The sequence below is a fragment of the Enterobacter sp. Res13-Sevr-PEC09-46 genome, from assembly GCF_015672585.1.
In the GTDB taxonomy this organism is placed as follows: domain Bacteria; phylum Pseudomonadota; class Gammaproteobacteria; order Enterobacterales; family Enterobacteriaceae; genus Enterobacter; species Enterobacter hormaechei_C.
In genome coordinates, this window is record NZ_JADABR010000020.1 from 497,618 (window position 1) to 514,373 (window position 16,756).

13 protein-coding genes are annotated in these 16,756 nt (G+C 56.0%); 6 read left to right on the top strand and 7 right to left on the bottom strand.

Features of this window, described 5'->3' with window-relative positions; genetic code table 11:
- From IMQ56_RS15980 to IMQ56_RS15995, 4 genes are read right to left on the bottom strand one after another with little or no spacing between them, the layout of a single operon-like run.
- A complete protein-coding gene (locus IMQ56_RS15980; protein WP_062938814.1) occupies positions 1–1,239 on the bottom strand; it encodes a DotU family type VI secretion system protein in 1,239 nt (412 codons plus the stop codon).
- Between the two features lie 17 nt (positions 1,240–1,256).
- Positions 1,257–2,600: a type VI secretion system baseplate subunit TssK gene (gene tssK, locus IMQ56_RS15985; protein ID WP_015570328.1), complete on the bottom strand. Its 1,344-nt coding sequence runs from the start codon at positions 2,598–2,600 to the stop codon at positions 1,257–1,259.
- Positions 2,601–2,628: 28 nt separating this feature from the next.
- Entirely contained in the window at positions 2,629–3,132 is a 504-nt protein-coding gene (tssJ, locus tag IMQ56_RS15990) for a type VI secretion system lipoprotein TssJ (RefSeq protein ID WP_196064072.1), read from the bottom strand.
- Positions 3,133–3,155: 23 nt separating this feature from the next.
- Positions 3,156–3,650 carry a hypothetical protein gene (locus IMQ56_RS15995; RefSeq protein WP_006810964.1) on the bottom strand — a complete coding sequence of 165 codons (495 nt, stop codon included), beginning with the start codon at positions 3,648–3,650 and terminating at the stop codon, positions 3,156–3,158.
- Between the two features lie 847 nt (positions 3,651–4,497).
- On the opposite strand from IMQ56_RS15995, the gene IMQ56_RS16000 reads away from it, so the two are divergent.
- Together IMQ56_RS16000 and gap are read left to right on the top strand one after the other, a co-directional pair.
- Positions 4,498–5,478, top strand: coding sequence for a helix-turn-helix domain-containing protein (locus IMQ56_RS16000; RefSeq protein ID WP_045348638.1), 981 nt, complete (start codon positions 4,498–4,500; stop codon positions 5,476–5,478).
- Between the two features lie 78 nt (positions 5,479–5,556).
- Positions 5,557–6,567, top strand: a complete 1,011-nt coding sequence (gene gap / locus IMQ56_RS16005) for a type I glyceraldehyde-3-phosphate dehydrogenase (RefSeq protein WP_015570325.1) — start codon at positions 5,557–5,559, stop codon at positions 6,565–6,567.
- Between the two features lie 87 nt (positions 6,568–6,654).
- On the opposite strand, the gene IMQ56_RS16010 is transcribed toward gap, so the two are convergent.
- On the bottom strand, positions 6,655–7,992 hold the full coding sequence (locus IMQ56_RS16010) for a carbohydrate porin (RefSeq protein WP_196064073.1): 1,338 nt from the start codon (positions 7,990–7,992) through the stop codon (positions 6,655–6,657).
- Positions 7,993–8,429: 437 nt separating this feature from the next.
- Between IMQ56_RS16010 and IMQ56_RS16015 the strand changes: the two genes are divergently transcribed.
- Complete coding sequence (locus tag IMQ56_RS16015; RefSeq protein ID WP_196064074.1) at positions 8,430–10,112, top strand: alpha,alpha-trehalase; 1,683 nt, start codon at positions 8,430–8,432, stop codon at positions 10,110–10,112.
- A gap of 90 nt (positions 10,113–10,202) precedes the next feature.
- Here the strand turns inward: IMQ56_RS16015 and IMQ56_RS16020 are convergent, their stop codons facing one another.
- Entirely contained in the window at positions 10,203–12,305 is a 2,103-nt protein-coding gene (locus tag IMQ56_RS16020; RefSeq protein ID WP_196064075.1) for a TonB-dependent siderophore receptor, read from the bottom strand.
- 160 nt (positions 12,306–12,465) lie between these two features.
- Here IMQ56_RS16020 and IMQ56_RS16025 point away from each other — a divergent pair, with 160 nt between their 5' ends.
- Positions 12,466–13,197 (top strand): flagellar brake protein, encoded by a 732-nt coding sequence (locus IMQ56_RS16025; RefSeq protein WP_196064076.1) that lies wholly within the window; start codon positions 12,466–12,468, stop codon positions 13,195–13,197.
- A 37-nt stretch (positions 13,198–13,234) separates the two neighbouring features.
- Here the strand turns inward: IMQ56_RS16025 and emtA are convergent, their stop codons facing one another.
- On the bottom strand, positions 13,235–13,846 hold the full coding sequence (emtA, locus tag IMQ56_RS16030; RefSeq protein ID WP_017384310.1) for a membrane-bound lytic murein transglycosylase EmtA: 612 nt from the start codon (positions 13,844–13,846) through the stop codon (positions 13,235–13,237).
- Positions 13,847–13,953: 107 nt separating this feature from the next.
- Between emtA and ldcA the strand changes: the two genes are divergently transcribed.
- Entirely contained in the window at positions 13,954–14,868 is a 915-nt protein-coding gene (gene ldcA, locus IMQ56_RS16035; RefSeq protein ID WP_032648575.1) for a muramoyltetrapeptide carboxypeptidase, read from the top strand.
- 97 nt (positions 14,869–14,965) lie between these two features.
- The gene (locus IMQ56_RS16040; RefSeq protein ID WP_017384312.1) at positions 14,966–16,699 is read left to right on the top strand and encodes a potassium/proton antiporter; all 1,734 of its coding nucleotides are present in this window, start codon (positions 14,966–14,968) and stop codon (positions 16,697–16,699) included.
- Positions 16,700–16,756 lie beyond the last annotated feature (57 nt).

A 16,756-nucleotide genomic window follows, 5' to 3' on the forward strand; every position in this document is an offset into this window, starting at 1 on the left:
TTAGTTTCCTTGCGGCAATCCGTTCAGCTCGGCCTGGGTATTGTCAGGCGATACCAGCAGCGTAATCTCTACGCGGCGGTTACGGGCGCGATTTTCAGGCGTGGTGTTAGGCGCTACCGGGTTGATCTCACCCCGCCCTTCGGCTTTGACGCGCTCAGGCTGTGAGAGGCTACCCTGGAGCTGTTTTTGCACCGAACGGGCGCGCTCAAGCGAGAGTTCATAGTTAGAAGCGAAGCGTGCGCTGCGGATCGGCACGTTGTCGCTGTACCCCACCACCAGAATTTTGCCGCTGACGTTATTCATCGCCTGGGCGATGCGGTCGATGACCGGCTCATAGCGATCGCGCACCACCGTTGAGGCCGAGGCAAAGAGTCCGTCCCCTTTCAGGATCACCACGCTGCGATCCGCCTCATCCTTAACGGCCACCAGACCGGCATCAATTTCTGGTTTCAGGAAGCCGCGCAGGTTCAGCACCGCCGGCAGCTGACGCGCAGGCTGCTGGATGGTGGTTTCCGGCAGTTGGGACTGGTAAATTTTCGCCAGCACCGGGCTGGTGTTATCACCCAGACGCCAGTTCAGCACGATATAGAACAGGCAGGCGATAAAACCGACCAGCGCCACGCACGCCCAGAGTGGGATCATCGGCCGCCAGAGCTTGCGCAGAACGGGGCGATCTTCCGGGTGCGGCGAGAGCGGCGGCGGGTAGCTGCCGCGCACGCCACGGATCATCTGCCACAGGCGCTGTTTGATGGTTTCAAGCTGGGTGCGGCCATTGTCCAGCACGCGGTAGCGGCCTTCAAAGCCGAGCAGCAGACAGTAGTTGATCATCTCCAGCAGCAGAATGTGTTCGCGCGGATTCTGCGACAGACGCGCCAGCAGCTGGAAAAACTTCTCACCGCCCCAGGTTTCGTTATGAAACGTCACCAACAGACCATTGCTTGACCAGACGCCGCTGCTTCCCCACGGGGTCAGCGCGGCGGCTTCGTCCAGCGCCGTGCAGAGGCAGTAGCGCGCGCCGACAATCACTTCATACGGTAAGCCCGCCTGCTGGCATCGCACTTCGAAACGGCGAATTTCGTCAATCAGGCGCTGGCGCAGCCCGACCTGATCGTGGTGGGAAACCGAATGACGGATTTGCGGAATCGCATTGAGCAGCGGATTGGCGGCCGCCACCAGCTGATTGTTCCCACTGGCTCCGGTAAACACGGCATCACTGCCGGTATCCTGTCGTTCCTGCATATTAAGCGCTCGCTTTATTATTCTGTCGGGCTACGGATGGCCCAGAACTCCATATCGAGACCCGGGAATTCCCCTGCGAGATGCAGCGCGAATGCACCGGACTTGTCCATCTCGTGCCACAGTTCGCTGCCCCTCTCGAGCTCGAAATAGCTGTAGCCTGCATGCCACGGGATCTGCGGCGGCGCGACGGGCATTGCCCGAAGCATGATGCCCGGCAGCTGGAGCTGGACCAGATCGCGAATTTTCGACACTGGCGCAACCTTCATTTGGGCAGGGAAATGGGTTTGCAGGTGTTCGCCGGGGACATTGGCTTTTACCGCCAGCACGAAGCCAAATTCGCGGACCATGCTGGTCTCCGGCACGGTGGCGATGTTCAGCCCGTGGGAGCGTTCGTGCAGCGGCAGCTGGATGGCATGATCTTCCATGACCAGCGACAGCCCCTGACGCAGCATCAGCATCAGTTTGCTGAAGCAAACGGCGAGATCGTCATGGTCGTATACCGGCAGTATGCTCTCTGCGGTACGCTGCGGCGTCCAGGTGGCGAGCTCCGTGGCAAACGGCAGCCAGCTGCGCCAGAGCGCTTCCGGGTGAAGCAGCGGCAGCGTTTTTAAATGTGAGACGTCGCCAAGGTGGCGGTTGATCAGCGAGAGAAGCGTGAACTCAACCATCTCGGACGTATTGAAACGCCCCGGCTGGCGCAGTCGACCGCCGATCTGCTGGCTACGCTGCACCAGCAAGCCGTGCAGGTCATTGATCATGCCGTACAGCTGCGGGCTGTTATTGGCGTTCAGCATTGGCGGAATGTAGCTGTTATCCAGCCGCACGTGGTTGTCGTTGCGCTTTTCGGTGACGTACGCCACGCCGATGGCGGTCCATTCTGCCGTCAGATCTTTCTCCAGCATCAGGGTCAGACGCAGGCGGCCAAACTGGACCGTCGCCTCCCCGACCGACATGGCGTTGTCGTCTTCCACCTCTTGTTCAAAGGTAATAAAACGCGCCAGAGAAGACTGCTCCTCGCTGAAAATCACCTCTTCACGGCCACCGCGACGAACCGGCAGCGCAAGCACCACCTTTTCGTTGGTGAGATTATCGGGGATTTTTAGCGGGGCCGGACCATTGCGGTCGCTGCGAACCTGGAAAAAGGTGCCGTCAGGCAGCAAACCGCTACAGTAGCTCAGGGCAATACAGCCCTGGCGTAGCATCGCTTCATCCAGCTCAAGGTCGAGAAAGCCCCAGAGATACGATCGCTGCAAGGCCCCCCACTCACGAACGTGGTTGAGGAGGTAGCTTTCTGTCCGCTGAAAATGGTGGGGACGCAGGAACATGCCCTCGGTCCAGACGACCTTTTCTGCTTTCGTCATGATGATCTCTTTCCTGTTATGAAGGGCGTTACTGGCTGATGACCCGGATACCATTTACGTCAAGAAAGACGCTGGCCTGGAGTTCATCTGCGGACCATTTCCAGAACTGGTAAATCGCGTTTTCGCCGGGAACAGGCAAAGGAAGTGAGACGCGCCATTTTTTGCCGTCCAGCGCCTGGTATTCCGCCATCACGCCGATATAGCGCGCTTCCGCTGAGCTTTGTCCGCTCAGGGTTTTCGAAAGCTGGCCCGGCATCAGGAAGAACACATCGCTGTTCAGCAGATTCGCGCCAAGCGTGGCTGACGCGTTGTTCTGTAAGGAGTAGAAGTCACTGGACATGAAATCCGCATCGGATTTCAGCAGCAACACTCTGACCTTAAGCGGCGCAGAATCATTGATTTGAGGATGAGCCTGAAACTGAAGATTGTAGCGGGAGGGGTCGCTGTGTGAAGACGACGAACAACCACCGATCAGCGCAAGAATCAACGCAAAAAAAGGGAACCACATCCGATGAAAATTTTTATTATTCATAAAAATATGCTCGTGAAACCCGTTTAGTTCAGGATCCAGGTACCGTTCGCGCTGTCTTTGCAGGCTTTGCTGTTGCCATCGACATCAACACAGGTGGTTTTCTTACGCGCTTTCGGGCGCAGTGCCTGTTTACGCACGGTGGCTTCGTACTGGTCAGCCTTGATCACGGCACGCATCGGCACGTAACCAATCAGCTGTTCACTCCCTTCATCGGCCAGCGCCATCCAGAAATGTTCAACCTGCCCCAGCACAACGTAAGTTTTGCCGGTCTCAAGCGTACGGATCACTTTTCCGCCGTAGTCAGGACGGCTCATCAGGGATGCCGGGTACATGGCACGGTACGGTTCATTCACCTGAGTGAACTCCGCCGGAGGGGTAACAGCGTGACGGTGCGTCAGCGTGATGCCATTCACCTGGCTGGTCACAATCGTATCATCGGTGATCGCTGGTTTCTGCGGCGCCTTACAGCCCGCCACCGCCATAACAAACAGAAGTGATAACAATACGCGCAGTTTCATATGCTTTTCCGTAGCGATATTTAGAGGATGAAGAGAGGGGATAAAATTTGACTTAGGTGCTATTGTTAAAATAGTCGGAATATTTTCAGCAGGTAACTATTTTAAGGCATAGCTACCGCACGAACCCGACAGAAATGGGCCCAGCATGCTCCTGACATATTTTGACAAACGGTAGACAAGTTTACATGAGCTTGTCATCAATTCAATATTTCCCACCTGCTTAATGGCGTTTAATGATACGCCCAATGCATTATAGGATTAATCTCATAAAAAATGCGCACTTAGGTAAAATCGTCTTTTTCTTAGACAGACTTCGAGCATAACTCTATGAAAATTAATGGCTAAACAGGAAAAAGAGAACCACTATCATTAACGTAACCCCTTATTATCTCCACTACCATAATTAGTAGAATTTCATTTTTTCTGTGCGCTGCGGGATATATCTGGGATATTTTCATTGTTGCATTCAGAAGATAACTTTTATTGTGCACGAGCGTCCCGCATAAACAAATGGCGGCTAAGAAAATGGCAGAAATTTAATTTCGCGATCCGAAATAACCTGAGCAAAATTCCCCTTTGGGGTTATTTTTTGCACCTAAACAATTAAGCCCGGCTACATCTTTTTGCTCTCTCATCGTTCAGCGCGCTCCCTTGCAGCCCATAAACTGGGGGGTTCAGCGGCGCTGACAGTGAACCTCACGCAAGAAGTTTTACCGTTACTACATATTTCTTTTACTTCTTCCCAACATCTGCCGTTCTACTCTTTCACCCGGCACGCCTCATTTGTCTCTTCTACAATGTTAGCCTTCCGCTTGACTTATTTTGTGATAAAGGTACTTTTCAGGACATGAAGAAGATCCTGATTATCGTTCCTGATGGTGGCATGTTGTTTGAGGCCGCCGGTATCGCCGACATTCTGATGCAGGCCAACCGGCTGCACCCGGACGGCCTTGCGCAGCCCCGCTACCGCATCATTATCGCCACCACCCAGCCTCACCTGGTGATCCACGGCCAGTCCGGCTTAAACCTGCTGGCGGACTATCGCCTGCCGGAGCTGGATCCGCGCGAGCCGCTGGACACGATCATCATTACCGGTCGCGGCATGAATGAGCAGGAGAGCACCGCCGTGGTGGACTGGCTGCACCTTGCCGCGCCGCATGCGCGCCGCGTCGCCTCTGTCTGCGGCGGGGCCCTGCTGCTGGCACAGGCCGGACTGCTCGACGGGCGCCGGGCAACGACCCACTGGCGGCTGCTGGAAACCCTGAAAACCCGCTATCCTGCGGTCAACGTTGAGGGCGGCCCGCTCTATGTTCAGGATGGCCCCGTCTGGACGTCGGGCGGCGTCAGCTCCGGGTTTGACCTGACGCTGGCGCTGGTGGAGGATGATTACGGCTTCACCCTCGCCCGCAACGTGGCGCAGGATATGGTGATGTACCTGCGTCGGCCTGGCGGCCAGCTACAGTTCAGCCGCTATAATCTGGAGCAGTCCGGTGCGAGCGGACCGGTCAGCGAACTGCAAAGCTGGATCCTGCAAAACCTCACCGCAGATTTGTGCGTCGAAAGGCTGGCCGAACTGGTCGCCATGAGCCCGCGCAATTTCACCCGCGTGTTCACGCGTGACGTGGGCGTGCCTCCGGCCCGTTATGTCACCGAAGCGCGCCTGGCCGCCGCCCGACAGCTTCTGGAGCAGACCCAGGCTCCGCTTGAGGTCATTGCCGAAAAAAGCGGGTTTGGTACCAGCATCAACCTGCGCCGCGTTTTTGAAAAGCAGCTTCATCTCACGCCGGGCGAATACCGCCAGCGCTTCCACTGCCGCAGAATGGCGTAATATGATCCTTTTTTGTCATTTACGCCATCTGACCTGACGCCTACAGTAACTCCAGACAACACAGATAAGGAGTGCATCATGGTTAAGGTCGGTATTAACGGTTTCGGCCGTATCGGACGTAATGTCCTGCGCGCGGCGCTGGGCAACCCGGATCTCCAGATTGTGGCCATTAACGATCTGACGGACAGTAAAACCCTCGCCCATCTGCTGAAATATGACTCTCTGCTCGGCACGCTGCCGGTGCCCGTTGAAGCGGCGGACGGCGCGCTACAGGTTGACGGGCAACGCATCACCGTATTCAGTGAACGCGACCCGGCAAACATTGCGTGGAAAGACGCAGGCGTTGAGGTGGTAATCGAAGCTACCGGCTTCTTCACCGAACGTGAAAAAGCGGCGGTGCATATCACGAGCGGCGGCGCAAAACGCGTCATTATTTCCGCCCCGGCTAAAAATGACGATCTGACGGTGGTGATGGGCGTCAACCACACGCTGTACGATCCGGCCCAGCATTTTGTGGTCAGCAACGGGAGTTGCACCACTAATGGTCTGGCGCCAGCGGCGCAGGTGCTGCACCAGCAGTTTGGCATTGAGCACGGGCTGATGAACACCACGCATGCCTACACCAACAGCCAGGCGCTGCATGACCAGCCGGAAAAAGATCTGCGCGGCGCGCGCGCGGCAGCATTATCCATTGTGCCTTACTCCAGCGGCGCGGCAAAAGCGCTCGGGAAAGTGATCCCAGAGCTTGACGGTAAACTCACCGGGTATTCCCTGCGCGTGCCGGTTCCGGTGGTGTCGATTGTCGATCTGACGGTGACGCTGAGCCGCAACGTGACCGCCGAAGAGGTGAATGACGCGTTCCGTCAGGCTGCCGCCAGCGGGCCGCTGAAAGGCATTCTGGGCTACAGCGATGAACCGCTGGTCTCCCGTGATTATCAGGGCGACCCGCGCTCATCCATCATCGACGGGCTTTCAACGCTGGTAATTGGCGGGAATATGGTGAAGATCCTGTCGTGGTATGACAACGAGTGGGGCTTCTCGAACCGTCTGGTGGATCTGGCGGTGCTGATGGATAAGAAAGGGTTGTAGCCGATCGTATTGCCGGGTGACGCTTGCGCATACCCGGCCTGCAAAATGGCCCCTCTGCCTGCTAACAGAGGGGCATCATGACACTCTTCAGAAATAATATTTAAACCGCACACGACCGCCATAACGATCGTCGTTCTTATCGCTTCCCTTTTTCGGCGACGCGTTCACCCACGAAGCGTAGGTGCCCAGGTAAATGTTAAAGTTCTTCATCTTCATTACGTTGGGAATAAGGTACGACGCATGGACAGTGTGAATATCATACTCACCCGGATCGGTGATCCAGCAATCATTCTCACACTCTGCGTCAAAGGTTGAAGTGTTAAATTCGTCGATTTCGTTATGCGCATAAATATAGCCCAGCTCAGCGTTACGCCACAGGGCATTGACGCCGGATGTGAAGTCCGTTTCGTCTGCGGCGTCAAGATACGCTGTGTTGAGATTCACGACTATGCCATCCTCAGGATCGGCTTTCAGACCATCCCAGGTCATGGTGAATCCGTAACCGGTGCGGTCAGACTGATCGACCCAACGACCCGCGTCATCCCGATAGCCATAAGCATTGTTGACCAGATTGGTTTCCATGGCGACGGCCGTTGAGAACGGGCCGTCCTGCCTCGAAATAACTGGCCGGACATAGGCGACGTTCTTATCATTTTCCAGTTCCGCGCCATGGTAGCGCTGGTCGACGTACAGATCGCTGCCGTCTTTGAACAGCGTATTCAGCTCGAAATACCAGTTATCCAGCGTTTTACTCATCAGGAAGTTACCGCCGCTGTCGGTACGGCCACGCCCCTCTTTCAGCATATAAATGTAACCATAGCCGTCGCTATAAAGATCGTCCGCTGTATTGCCTGAGTATTCAACAAAGGTATCCTGGTTGAGCGGGAACATATCGTAGGCTTCAAAACGTCCAACTTTAATTTCCCAGTCGTTTTCTGCGCCAAAGAAAAATACCGCATCATCAAGGTACATTTGCCCTGCCAAATCGCCCAGTGGTTGTACAGAAAATCCGGAAAAATGGCCGTTATCCATTTTTCGATAACCATCAAACCCCAGCAAAATACGACCATTAATATCCCACCGTTCTTTATCTCCCGGTGCCCAGTCGCTATTAGCACTTTGCTTAACAGAAGTCAGACTGCCGGTTTTGCTGGCAGCATCCATATTAAATTCCACATCGCCATAAAATTTTATATCTCCAAAGCCCGAAAGCGTCAGCTTCGGTGGTGCGTCTTTATTGACGGGCTCTTCTGACTGGACGACCACGGGAGCAGCCTGCTGACTGGCCGCCTGCTGTTGTTTCAACGCCTCGATTTGCGCCTCCAGTTGCGCCAGTTTTTCATCTACGCTCGTCGCGCTTTGTGCCGCAAAAAGAGAGCCAGAACAGAGTGCCCCCACGAGGACAACCATTTTTTTTAATTGCATAGAATCCATCCTGAAATAAAAGTGAATACCCGAAGTGATGGGCCACTCTATTTCGTCTAAATGTTTTTCGGCAGGCTATTATGTTTTTTGTTATGTCGGTTATGTTTTTTACTTTGTGTGACCTTCACGGAAAGTTATTCGCGGAATGTAATAAAGAAACACAACCCCGTTCACAGAATTAAAAAAGGTTGCAACCCATAAGCCTGGTCAATATTCATAGTGTGCCCTGACAGGATATTTAATTAAAATCATTCCCCAAAAAACATTCCCCGAGTAAATAGTTTTCGGCGCGCTTCTCGCGTCCGGGCGCGGCGGTAAATTGTCTGGTAATGCGCAAAATGGGATATCTAACACGCGAAGCGGGCAATATTCGTCTAAGGTTTTCAGGTGATTGACGACAGCGGTGACGCTGCCCAGCGACGAATGGAGATGAACCGATGATAAAAACTCGAATGCTACGCCCTGGCTTGTTACACCTTACGTTGGCAGGCGCCCTACTCGGTGTTACCGCATTTGGTTATGCTGAAGACCAGCCAACGAGCCAGCAAAGCTCACCTGATATTCTCCTTGGCCCCCTCTTTAATGAAGTACAGAGCGCCAAACTGTTCCCGGATCAGAAAACCTTCGCGGATGCCGTTCCCAAAAGCGACCCGCTAACCATCCTGGCGGATTACCGGATGCAGCATACCCAGTCCGGTTTTGACCTGCGCCACTTCGTAGAGATGAACTTTATCCTGCCGAAGGAAGGTGAGAAATACGTTCCCCCTGAAGGCCAGAGCCTGCGCGAACACATAGACGATCTGTGGCCTGTACTGACCCGCACCACTGACAAAGCGAACAAATGGGACTCCCTCCTGCCCCTGCCAAAGCCCTATGTCGTGCCGGGAGGACGCTTCCGCGAAGTCTATTACTGGGACAGCTATTTCACCATGCTGGGGCTGGCCGAGAGCGGCCACTGGGATAAGATCGGCGACATGGTGGACAACTTCGCTTACGAGCTTGATACCTGGGGCCATATCCCTAACGGTAACCGCAGCTACTACCTGAGCCGCTCTCAGCCGCCTTTCTTCTCGCTGATGGTGGAATTGCTGGCCACGCATGACAGCGACGCGTTGAAGAAATACCGTCCGCAGATGGAGAAAGAGTACGCTTACTGGATGGAGGGGGCTGATGGGCTCCAGCCTGGTCAGGCGAACAAACGCGTGGTGAAGCTGGATGACGGCTCGATCCTCAACCGCTACTGGGACGATCGGGACACGCCGCGCCCTGAGTCGTGGCTGGATGACGTGACCACCGCCAAAAATAACCCTAACCGTCCGGCCACCGAGATTTACCGCGATCTGCGCTCTGCCGCGGCCTCGGGCTGGGATTTCAGCTCCCGCTGGATGGACGATCCACAGAAGCTGGGTACCATCCGCACCACCAGCATCGTACCGGTGGATCTGAATGCGCTGATGTTTAAGATGGAAAAACTGCTGGCCCGCGCCAGTCAGGAAGACGGCGATAACGCCAGTGCAAGTAAATATGACGCGCTGGCCTCCGCACGTCAGAAAGCCATGGAAAGCAACCTGTGGAACGATAAAGAGGGCTGGTATGCGGATTACGATCTGAAAACCGGGAAGGTGCGTAATCAGCTGACGGCCGCAGCCCTCTTCCCGCTGTATGTGAAGGCCGCATCACAGGATCGCGCGGATAAAGTGGCCGCAGCCGCGTCGTCACGCCTGCTGAAACCGGGCGGTATTTCTACCACCACCATCAACAGCGGGCAGCAGTGGGATGCGCCGAACGGCTGGGCGCCGTTGCAGTGGGTAGCGGTGGAAGGGTTGCAGAACTATGGTCAGCAGAAAGTGGCGATGGACGTAACCTGGCGTTTCCTGAAAAACGTTCAGCATACCTACGATCGCGAGAAGAAACTGGTTGAGAAGTACGATGTCTCTTCGACCGGTACCGGCGGTGGCGGCGGTGAGTATCCGTTGCAGGACGGTTTCGGCTGGAGTAACGGCGTGACGCTCAGGATGCTGGACATGGTCTGTCCGAAAGAGAAGCCGTGCGACAGCGTACCGGAGAATCAGCCTGCGGCAAACGATGATGTTGCACCTGCGAAACAGGCGGCGCAGTAGCGCCCCTCACCCTGACCCTCTCCCCGGTGGGGCGAGGGGATGGTTCCGTGCAATAGATTGGCCCGGTAGCGAAGCGCCACCGGGCTTTTTTCAGAAGCTGTAACTCACCCCGACCTGGAACGTGCGGTCGCGGCCTATCCAGCAGTTGGTCGCGTCATAGCAGGTGAGCGTCTCTTTGTTGGTGACGTTCTGCGCGCTCGCTTTCAACGTCAGCCCCTCCAGCGATGGCGCCAGCTCGCCCATGCGGTAAGACGCCGCCAGATCGTATTGCGTCGTACCGCCCAGCTTGCCTGCGTCGTTGGCTGGCGAGATCTCCATCGGCCCGGTGTAGCGTGCCCCTGCCCCCAGCGTTAACCCTCTCAGCGGCGTGCTGTCAAAGGTGTAATCTCCCCACAGATTAAAGGCGTTCTCAGGGACCTGCGTCGGTCGTTTGCCCTGGTACTTGTCATCTTCGGTATTGATGGCGTGGGTGTAGGCATAGTTGGCAATCAGCGTCAGGTTATCCGTTGGACGACTCATAGCGGAAAGCTCCGCACCTTTCGATTCCACTTCCCCGGTCTGGCGATAGTTGAGGAAGCCCGGATCGCTGGTCACCACATTTTTCTGACGAATGTTAAACACCGAGGCGGTGAAGGTGGTTGCGTAATCCGCCAGCAGGTATTTCACCCCACCCTCCACCTGCTTGCTGGTGGTGGGCTTAACGTCTTTCGCGGTCAGCGTGCCCTGCGGCGATACCGGGGCGAACCCTTCCGAATAGCTGATAAACGGCGAGAGACCATTGTCGAAGGCATAAAGCGCGCCCAGTCGCTTAGTGAGGCGATCCTGCGATACCCAGGCTTTGTCACCGTTTTGCAGATAGTTGGTGGTGACAGAACGGTAGTCGTCATAGCGCAGGCTGGCCAGCACGTTCAGCCCGCCAAACGCAATCTGATCCTGGAGGTAATAGCCATTCTGCTGATAGCTGAGACGGTTTTTCTGCGCGGTTTCAAGCCCCAGCGCATCGTTATCGATCTGCGAGTGATCCGGATTACGCATATCGATACCTGGTGTGGACGAGGCGTAACGATAATGGAAGTGAGAGTTCAGCTTCTGGTAGTCAAAGCCCGTCAGCAGGTGATGTTTCCAGTCCCCCAGCGCGACGGTTCGGGTGACCTGGTTATCAATGTTGAAGCTCTGTAAATCTTCATCCGTGGTATAGGCGAAGCGGTTAAGCTGGTAGACCTCGCTGCCCGTCCCGGTTGAATAGGCGCTGCGCTGGTGGGTGTCCACGTCAAAGTAGCGCGCTTTCTGGCTAAAGCCCCAGCCACTGTCAAACTCATGTTCAAAGCTGTAGCCCAGCATCCACTGACGCTGCTTAAAGCCGCTCCACTCATCCCCGGCATAGTCACGACGATCGGCGTATTTAGACCGTAGATAGCTTAGCGGCATCGGATCAGACGGCGTCAGGCTCGGCGTATTTTGCGCCAGCGCGTCAATGGTCAGGCGCGTTTTGTCATCCGGCTGCCAGGTCACGGAGGGGGCCACCAGATAGTTTTCATAGCGCGTGGTGTGCGCCTGTTCGTCACTCTCTGTCGCTTTACCCAGCAGGCGATAGTTCCAGTCGCTGGTCGCAATCTGCCCCGTGGAGTCCAGGTACCCCTCTTTCAGATTGCGGTTTCCGGTGTTAAAGCCCAGTTCTGTTTTCGCCTCTTTCTGCGGCTTTTTACTCTGAATATTGACCAGCCCGCCCGGGGAGCCACCGCCATACAGCACGGATGACGGCCCCTTCAGGATATCGACGCTCTCAATCAGCAGCGGATCGATTCGCGCTTTAGTGTTCCCGGTGACGTTATAGGGAAGTTGCAGGCCGTTGTAGAACTCCTGCTCGACGTTGAACCCGCGGATTTTGTACTCGCTCATGTAAGAGGTGCTCCCGCGCACCTCCGTGGAAACGCCCGGCGCATAGCGCAGGATCTCGTTTACCGAACTGGCGTGCCGCTGCTCAATCTCTTTAGCGGCGATGGTGTTGATCACCTGGGGCGTTTTACTTTCCGCGACGGCTGATTTCGTGGCGCTGTTGGTCCAGGCAGGGAGCGCGCTGCCCTGCTCTGTACCGGTCACCACGATGGTGGGTTCTTCTGCAAAAGCCTGTGTTTGCAATGCCAGCGTGACGGCGCCTGCCAACGCGCATAACGCAAAACGTGAGGTGCTCATAGTGTCGTCTTGTTATTAGATGATATTGGGAACGCCAATTATTATCATTTCCATTAGCAAATCAATATCGGCGGAGAAAAACAGATCGTTTGTATTAAGTTTCATGCCAGCGTGCCGATAACCCAGAGACAGTCTGTCATCTATCGAGGAGCCATCTGGCGTGAGTAGCTACAGTGAGCAGTTCCTGAAACAAAATCCGCTGGCTGTATTAGGGGTATTACGCGACCTGAAAAAGGGCGAGGTGCCGCTGCGCATCAACTGGTCAACCAGCCAGTTTATCAGTAAGATCCTGGACGTGACGGCAGAACACCTGATCGTGGATCTGGGTAGCCAGAGCGAAGAAAACCGTGCCGCGCTCCAGGCAGAAAACCTCTCGGTGATGGCCGAAACGCAGGGGGCTAAAGTCGAGTTTATACTGCCCCGCCTGACCACGAGCGCGTACCAGGGTTTGCCTGCGTTTATCGCTCCCCTGCCCGCTAACCTCTGGTTCGTGCAACGCCGCGAGTTTTTTCGCATCAGCGCCCCGCTTCACCCGGCCTATTTCTGTAAGGCAAAAATGCCGGACAAAAAAGAGATCCGCTTTCGTCTCTTCGACCTGTCACTGGGCGGGATGGGCGCGTTAATGGATACGCCGAAGCCGGAAGGACTGGTGGAAGGCATGCGTTTTAGTCAGATTGAGCTGGATATGGGCGGATGGGGACGCTTCTGGTTTGACGCCCAGCTGATTGCCATCAGCGAGCGTAAGGTGGTGGACAGCAAAAACGAAACCATTACCACGCCGCGACTGAGCTTTCGCTTTCTGAATGTCGGGCCAGGCGCCGAACGCGAACTACAGCGCATCATCTTCTCACTGGAGCGTGAAGCGCGGGAACGCGCGAACAAAGTGCGCTGAAAGGCGTCGGGCAGCATGCTGCCGCCCGACAAAGGCGTTACATGGCGTCCATCGCTTTCTGTACTTTCCAGATATAACGTGGAGCCTGTGCTGACGGATGATTCTTCACCACGTGCTCGAAGAATTCATCTTTATCCATATCGTTAATCTCTTCTATCGCCTCTTTGCGATCGGATGAGAAGGTTCGGAGCAGCGCGCCGGCTCCGTTAACGTACGACACCACCAGCGCATATTGCATCACTTCCGGATCGTCAATCCCCTTCAGAATGCCATGCTCGAGAATGCTCAGGTAAGCGGTTCCCATAGAGATATTACGTTCCGGGTTTTTCAGCTCGCTGGTGGATGGCTGTCCCTTCCAGCCCATGTAGCGATAGACCTCTCTTCCCGCCGTCGAGGCTTTTAACTGCATCAGCCCCACCGCATTCGATTTACTCACCAGCGTCGGGTTGCCGCCGGACTCCACGGCAATGATCGCCGTGATCAGACGCGGGCTCACGCCCCAGGCCTTCCCGGCTTGTTCGCTGATCGGCATCCACTGCATGGCCCGCTTTACCGGCACTTCAGGGTTCCAGGGGGGATTTTGATAATCATGTTTTGAACTACAGCCAGCGAGCAGCACAATCAAAAAAGCAAACCATCTCAATTTCACGTCATCTATCCTTATAGCCGGTCATCGCGGTACGTCGCCCCTTGAAGCAGGCGGCGTATAAGCGGCATGATATAGACAATTAGATTCTCATTCAGCAAGGAATTGCCATGCCTCAGTTTCATCTCATCGCACCGTCAGGCTACTGCATCAACCAGGAGGCGGCACAGCGGGGCGTTCAGCGCCTGCTGGAAATGGGCCATCAGGTAGAAAATCAGACAATTATCCCCCGCCGCATGCAGCGTTTTGCCGGTACGGAGGCGCAGAGACTGAGCGATATCAACAGCCTGGCGACGCTGGAAGGTGAAAACACTATTGTGCTGGCCGTGCGCGGCGGCTATGGCGCAAGCCGGCTGCTGGAGAGCATCGACTGGGCCGGGCTGGCCGCGCGCCAGCAGCAGGATCCGCTGTTAATCTGCGGACACAGCGATTTCACGGCGATCCAGCTCGGCCTGCTTGCGTTGCATAACGTCATTACCTTTAGCGGCCCGATGCTGGCCGGCAACTTTGGTGCGCCGGAGCTGGATGCATTTACGCAGGACCATTTCTGGCGCGCCCTGCAAAACCCGACGTTCACCGTCGAGTGGCAAGGCAATGGACCGCACTGGGAATGTGAAGGACAGCTGTGGGGCGGCAACCTCGCGATGCTGGTGTCGCTGATTGGAACGCCGTGGCTGCCGCAGATCACGGACGGCATACTGGTGCTGGAAGATATCAACGAACACCCGTTCCGCGTCGAACGTATGCTGTTGCAGCTGTATCACGCCGGGATTCTGGATCGGCAGTCGGCCATTGTGCTGGGCAGTTTTAGTGGTTCAGCCCCCAACGATTACGATGCGGGCTATTCCCTGGAGACGATGATTGATTTCATTCGTTCCCGGCTGGATATCCCGGTGATCGCCGGTCTGGATTTCGGCCATGAGCAGCAAACCGTTACCCTGCCGCTGGGTGCCCAGGCGCACCTTGTACACGATAATTCAGGCAGCCGGTTAACAATCAGCGGTCATCCGGTCTTAAAGGCATAAAAAAGCCGTTATTCCCCCTCAATAAAACGCAGTTAACGTTGTTATTATGTTAGGGTTTTAATAACAGCGTTCACATTGAGGTGGGAGTAAGACGACATTGGGTGCCACAGCGATAATCAGTCTTTTCATTCTGGGTTCCATCCTGGTAACCTTTAGCATTTTATTAAGTTCATTTTCATCGCGTCTTGGCATACCTATTCTTGTCATTTTCCTGGCTATCGGCATGCTTGCCGGGATCGACGGTATCGGCGGTATCCCCTTCGATAATTACCCTTTCGCCTATATGGTGAGTAACCTCGCGCTGGCGGTGATTCTGCTGGACGGCGGAATGCGCACCCAGGCAAGTTCGTTTCGCGTTGCCTTAGGCCCGGCGCTGTCTCTGGCGACCGTCGGCGTGCTGATCACCTCCGGCCTGACCGGCATGATGGCGGCCTGGCTGTTTAACCTCGATATAATGGAAGGCCTGCTGATTGGCGCGATTGTCGGCTCTACCGATGCGGCGGCGGTTTTCTCACTGCTCGGCGGCAAGGGGCTGAACGAACGCGTTGGCTCCACGCTTGAGATTGAATCCGGCAGTAACGATCCGATGGCGGTGTTCCTGACCATTACCCTGATTGAGATGATCCAGCAGCACGAAACCGGCCTGAGCTGGATGTTCGCCTGGCACATCCTCCAGCAGTTTGGCCTCGGGATTATCATTGGTCTCGGCGGCGGTTACCTGTTACAGCATACGATTAACCGTATTACGCTGCCTTCCGGCCTTTATCCGCTGCTGGCCCTGAGCGGCGGGATCCTGATCTTTGCCGTCACCACCGCGCTGGACGGCAGCGGTATTCTGGCGGTTTACCTTTGCGGTTTCCTGTTGGGCAACCGACCGATTCGCAACCGTCACGCCATCTTGCAGAACTTCGACGGTCTGGCCTGGCTGGCGCAGATCGCCATGTTCCTGGTGCTGGGCCTGCTGGTGACGCCGTCGGACCTGCTGCCTATCGCCGTACCGGCGCTGCTTTTGTCGGCCTGGATGATCTTCTTCGCCCGTCCGCTGTCGGTGTTTGCCGGGCTGCTGCCGTTCCGCGGGTTTAACCTGCGTGAGCGGATATTTATCAGTTGGGTGGGGCTGCGCGGCGCGGTGCCGATTATTCTGGCAGTGTTCCCTATGATGGCCGGGCTGGACAACGCCCGTCTGTTCTTCAACGTCGCCTTCTTCGTGGTGCTGGTGTCGCTGCTGTTCCAGGGGACGTCGCTGGGCTGGGCGGCGAAAAAAGCCAAAGTGGTGGTACCGCCCATTGGCTGGCCGGTCTCCCGCGTGGGGCTGGATATTCACCCTGAGAATCCCTGGGAACAGTTTGTCTACCAGCTAAGCGCCGATAAGTGGTGCGTGGGCGCGTCCCTGCGCGATCTGCATATGCCCGCTGAAACGCGCATTGCCGCCCTGTTCCGGGATAACGCCCTGCTTCACCCGACCGGCAGCACGCGGCTGCGTGAGAACGATATCCTCTGCGTGATTGGCCGCGAGCGCGACCTGCCGGCCCTCGGCAAGCTGTTCAGCCAGTCGCCCCCGGTGGCGCTGGATCAGCGTTTCTTCGGCGATTTTATCCTCGAAGCCAGCGCCCGCTTTGCGGATGTGGCGCTGATTTATGGCCTGGAAGGTGGACTGGAGAATCGCGATAACCAGCAAACCCTGGGTGAGATTATTCAGCAATTATTAGGAGCTGCGCCGGTCGTCGGTGACCAGGTGGAGTTTGCCGGGATGATCTGGACGGTAGCGGAGAAAGAAGATAACGCGGTGCGCAAAGTCGGCGTAAGGCCGATGGAGGAGGAGGCGGAGTAGCTGCTTTTTTGCCGGGTGGCGCTAACGCTTACCCGGCCTACGTTCGGGCTTTTGTAG

Coding starts and splice junctions, on each gene's coding strand:
- gap (WP_015570325.1), top strand. CDS start 5,557: ATGGTTAAGGTCGGTATTAACGGTTTCGGCCGTATCGGACGTAATGTC.
- IMQ56_RS16000 (WP_045348638.1), top strand. CDS start 4,498: ATGAAGAAGATCCTGATTATCGTTCCTGATGGTGGCATGTTGTTTGAG.
- tssJ (WP_196064072.1), bottom strand. CDS start 3,132: ATGAATAATAAAAATTTTCATCGGATGTGGTTCCCTTTTTTTGCGTTG.
- ldcA (WP_032648575.1), top strand. CDS start 13,954: ATGCCTCAGTTTCATCTCATCGCACCGTCAGGCTACTGCATCAACCAG.
- IMQ56_RS16020 (WP_196064075.1), bottom strand. CDS start 12,305: ATGAGCACCTCACGTTTTGCGTTATGCGCGTTGGCAGGCGCCGTCACG.
- IMQ56_RS16015 (WP_196064074.1), top strand. CDS start 8,430: ATGATAAAAACTCGAATGCTACGCCCTGGCTTGTTACACCTTACGTTG.
- IMQ56_RS16010 (WP_196064073.1), bottom strand. CDS start 7,992: ATGCAATTAAAAAAAATGGTTGTCCTCGTGGGGGCACTCTGTTCTGGC.
- tssK (WP_015570328.1), bottom strand. CDS start 2,600: ATGACGAAAGCAGAAAAGGTCGTCTGGACCGAGGGCATGTTCCTGCGT.
- IMQ56_RS15980 (WP_062938814.1), bottom strand. CDS start 1,239: ATGCAGGAACGACAGGATACCGGCAGTGATGCCGTGTTTACCGGAGCC.
- IMQ56_RS15995 (WP_006810964.1), bottom strand. CDS start 3,650: ATGAAACTGCGCGTATTGTTATCACTTCTGTTTGTTATGGCGGTGGCG.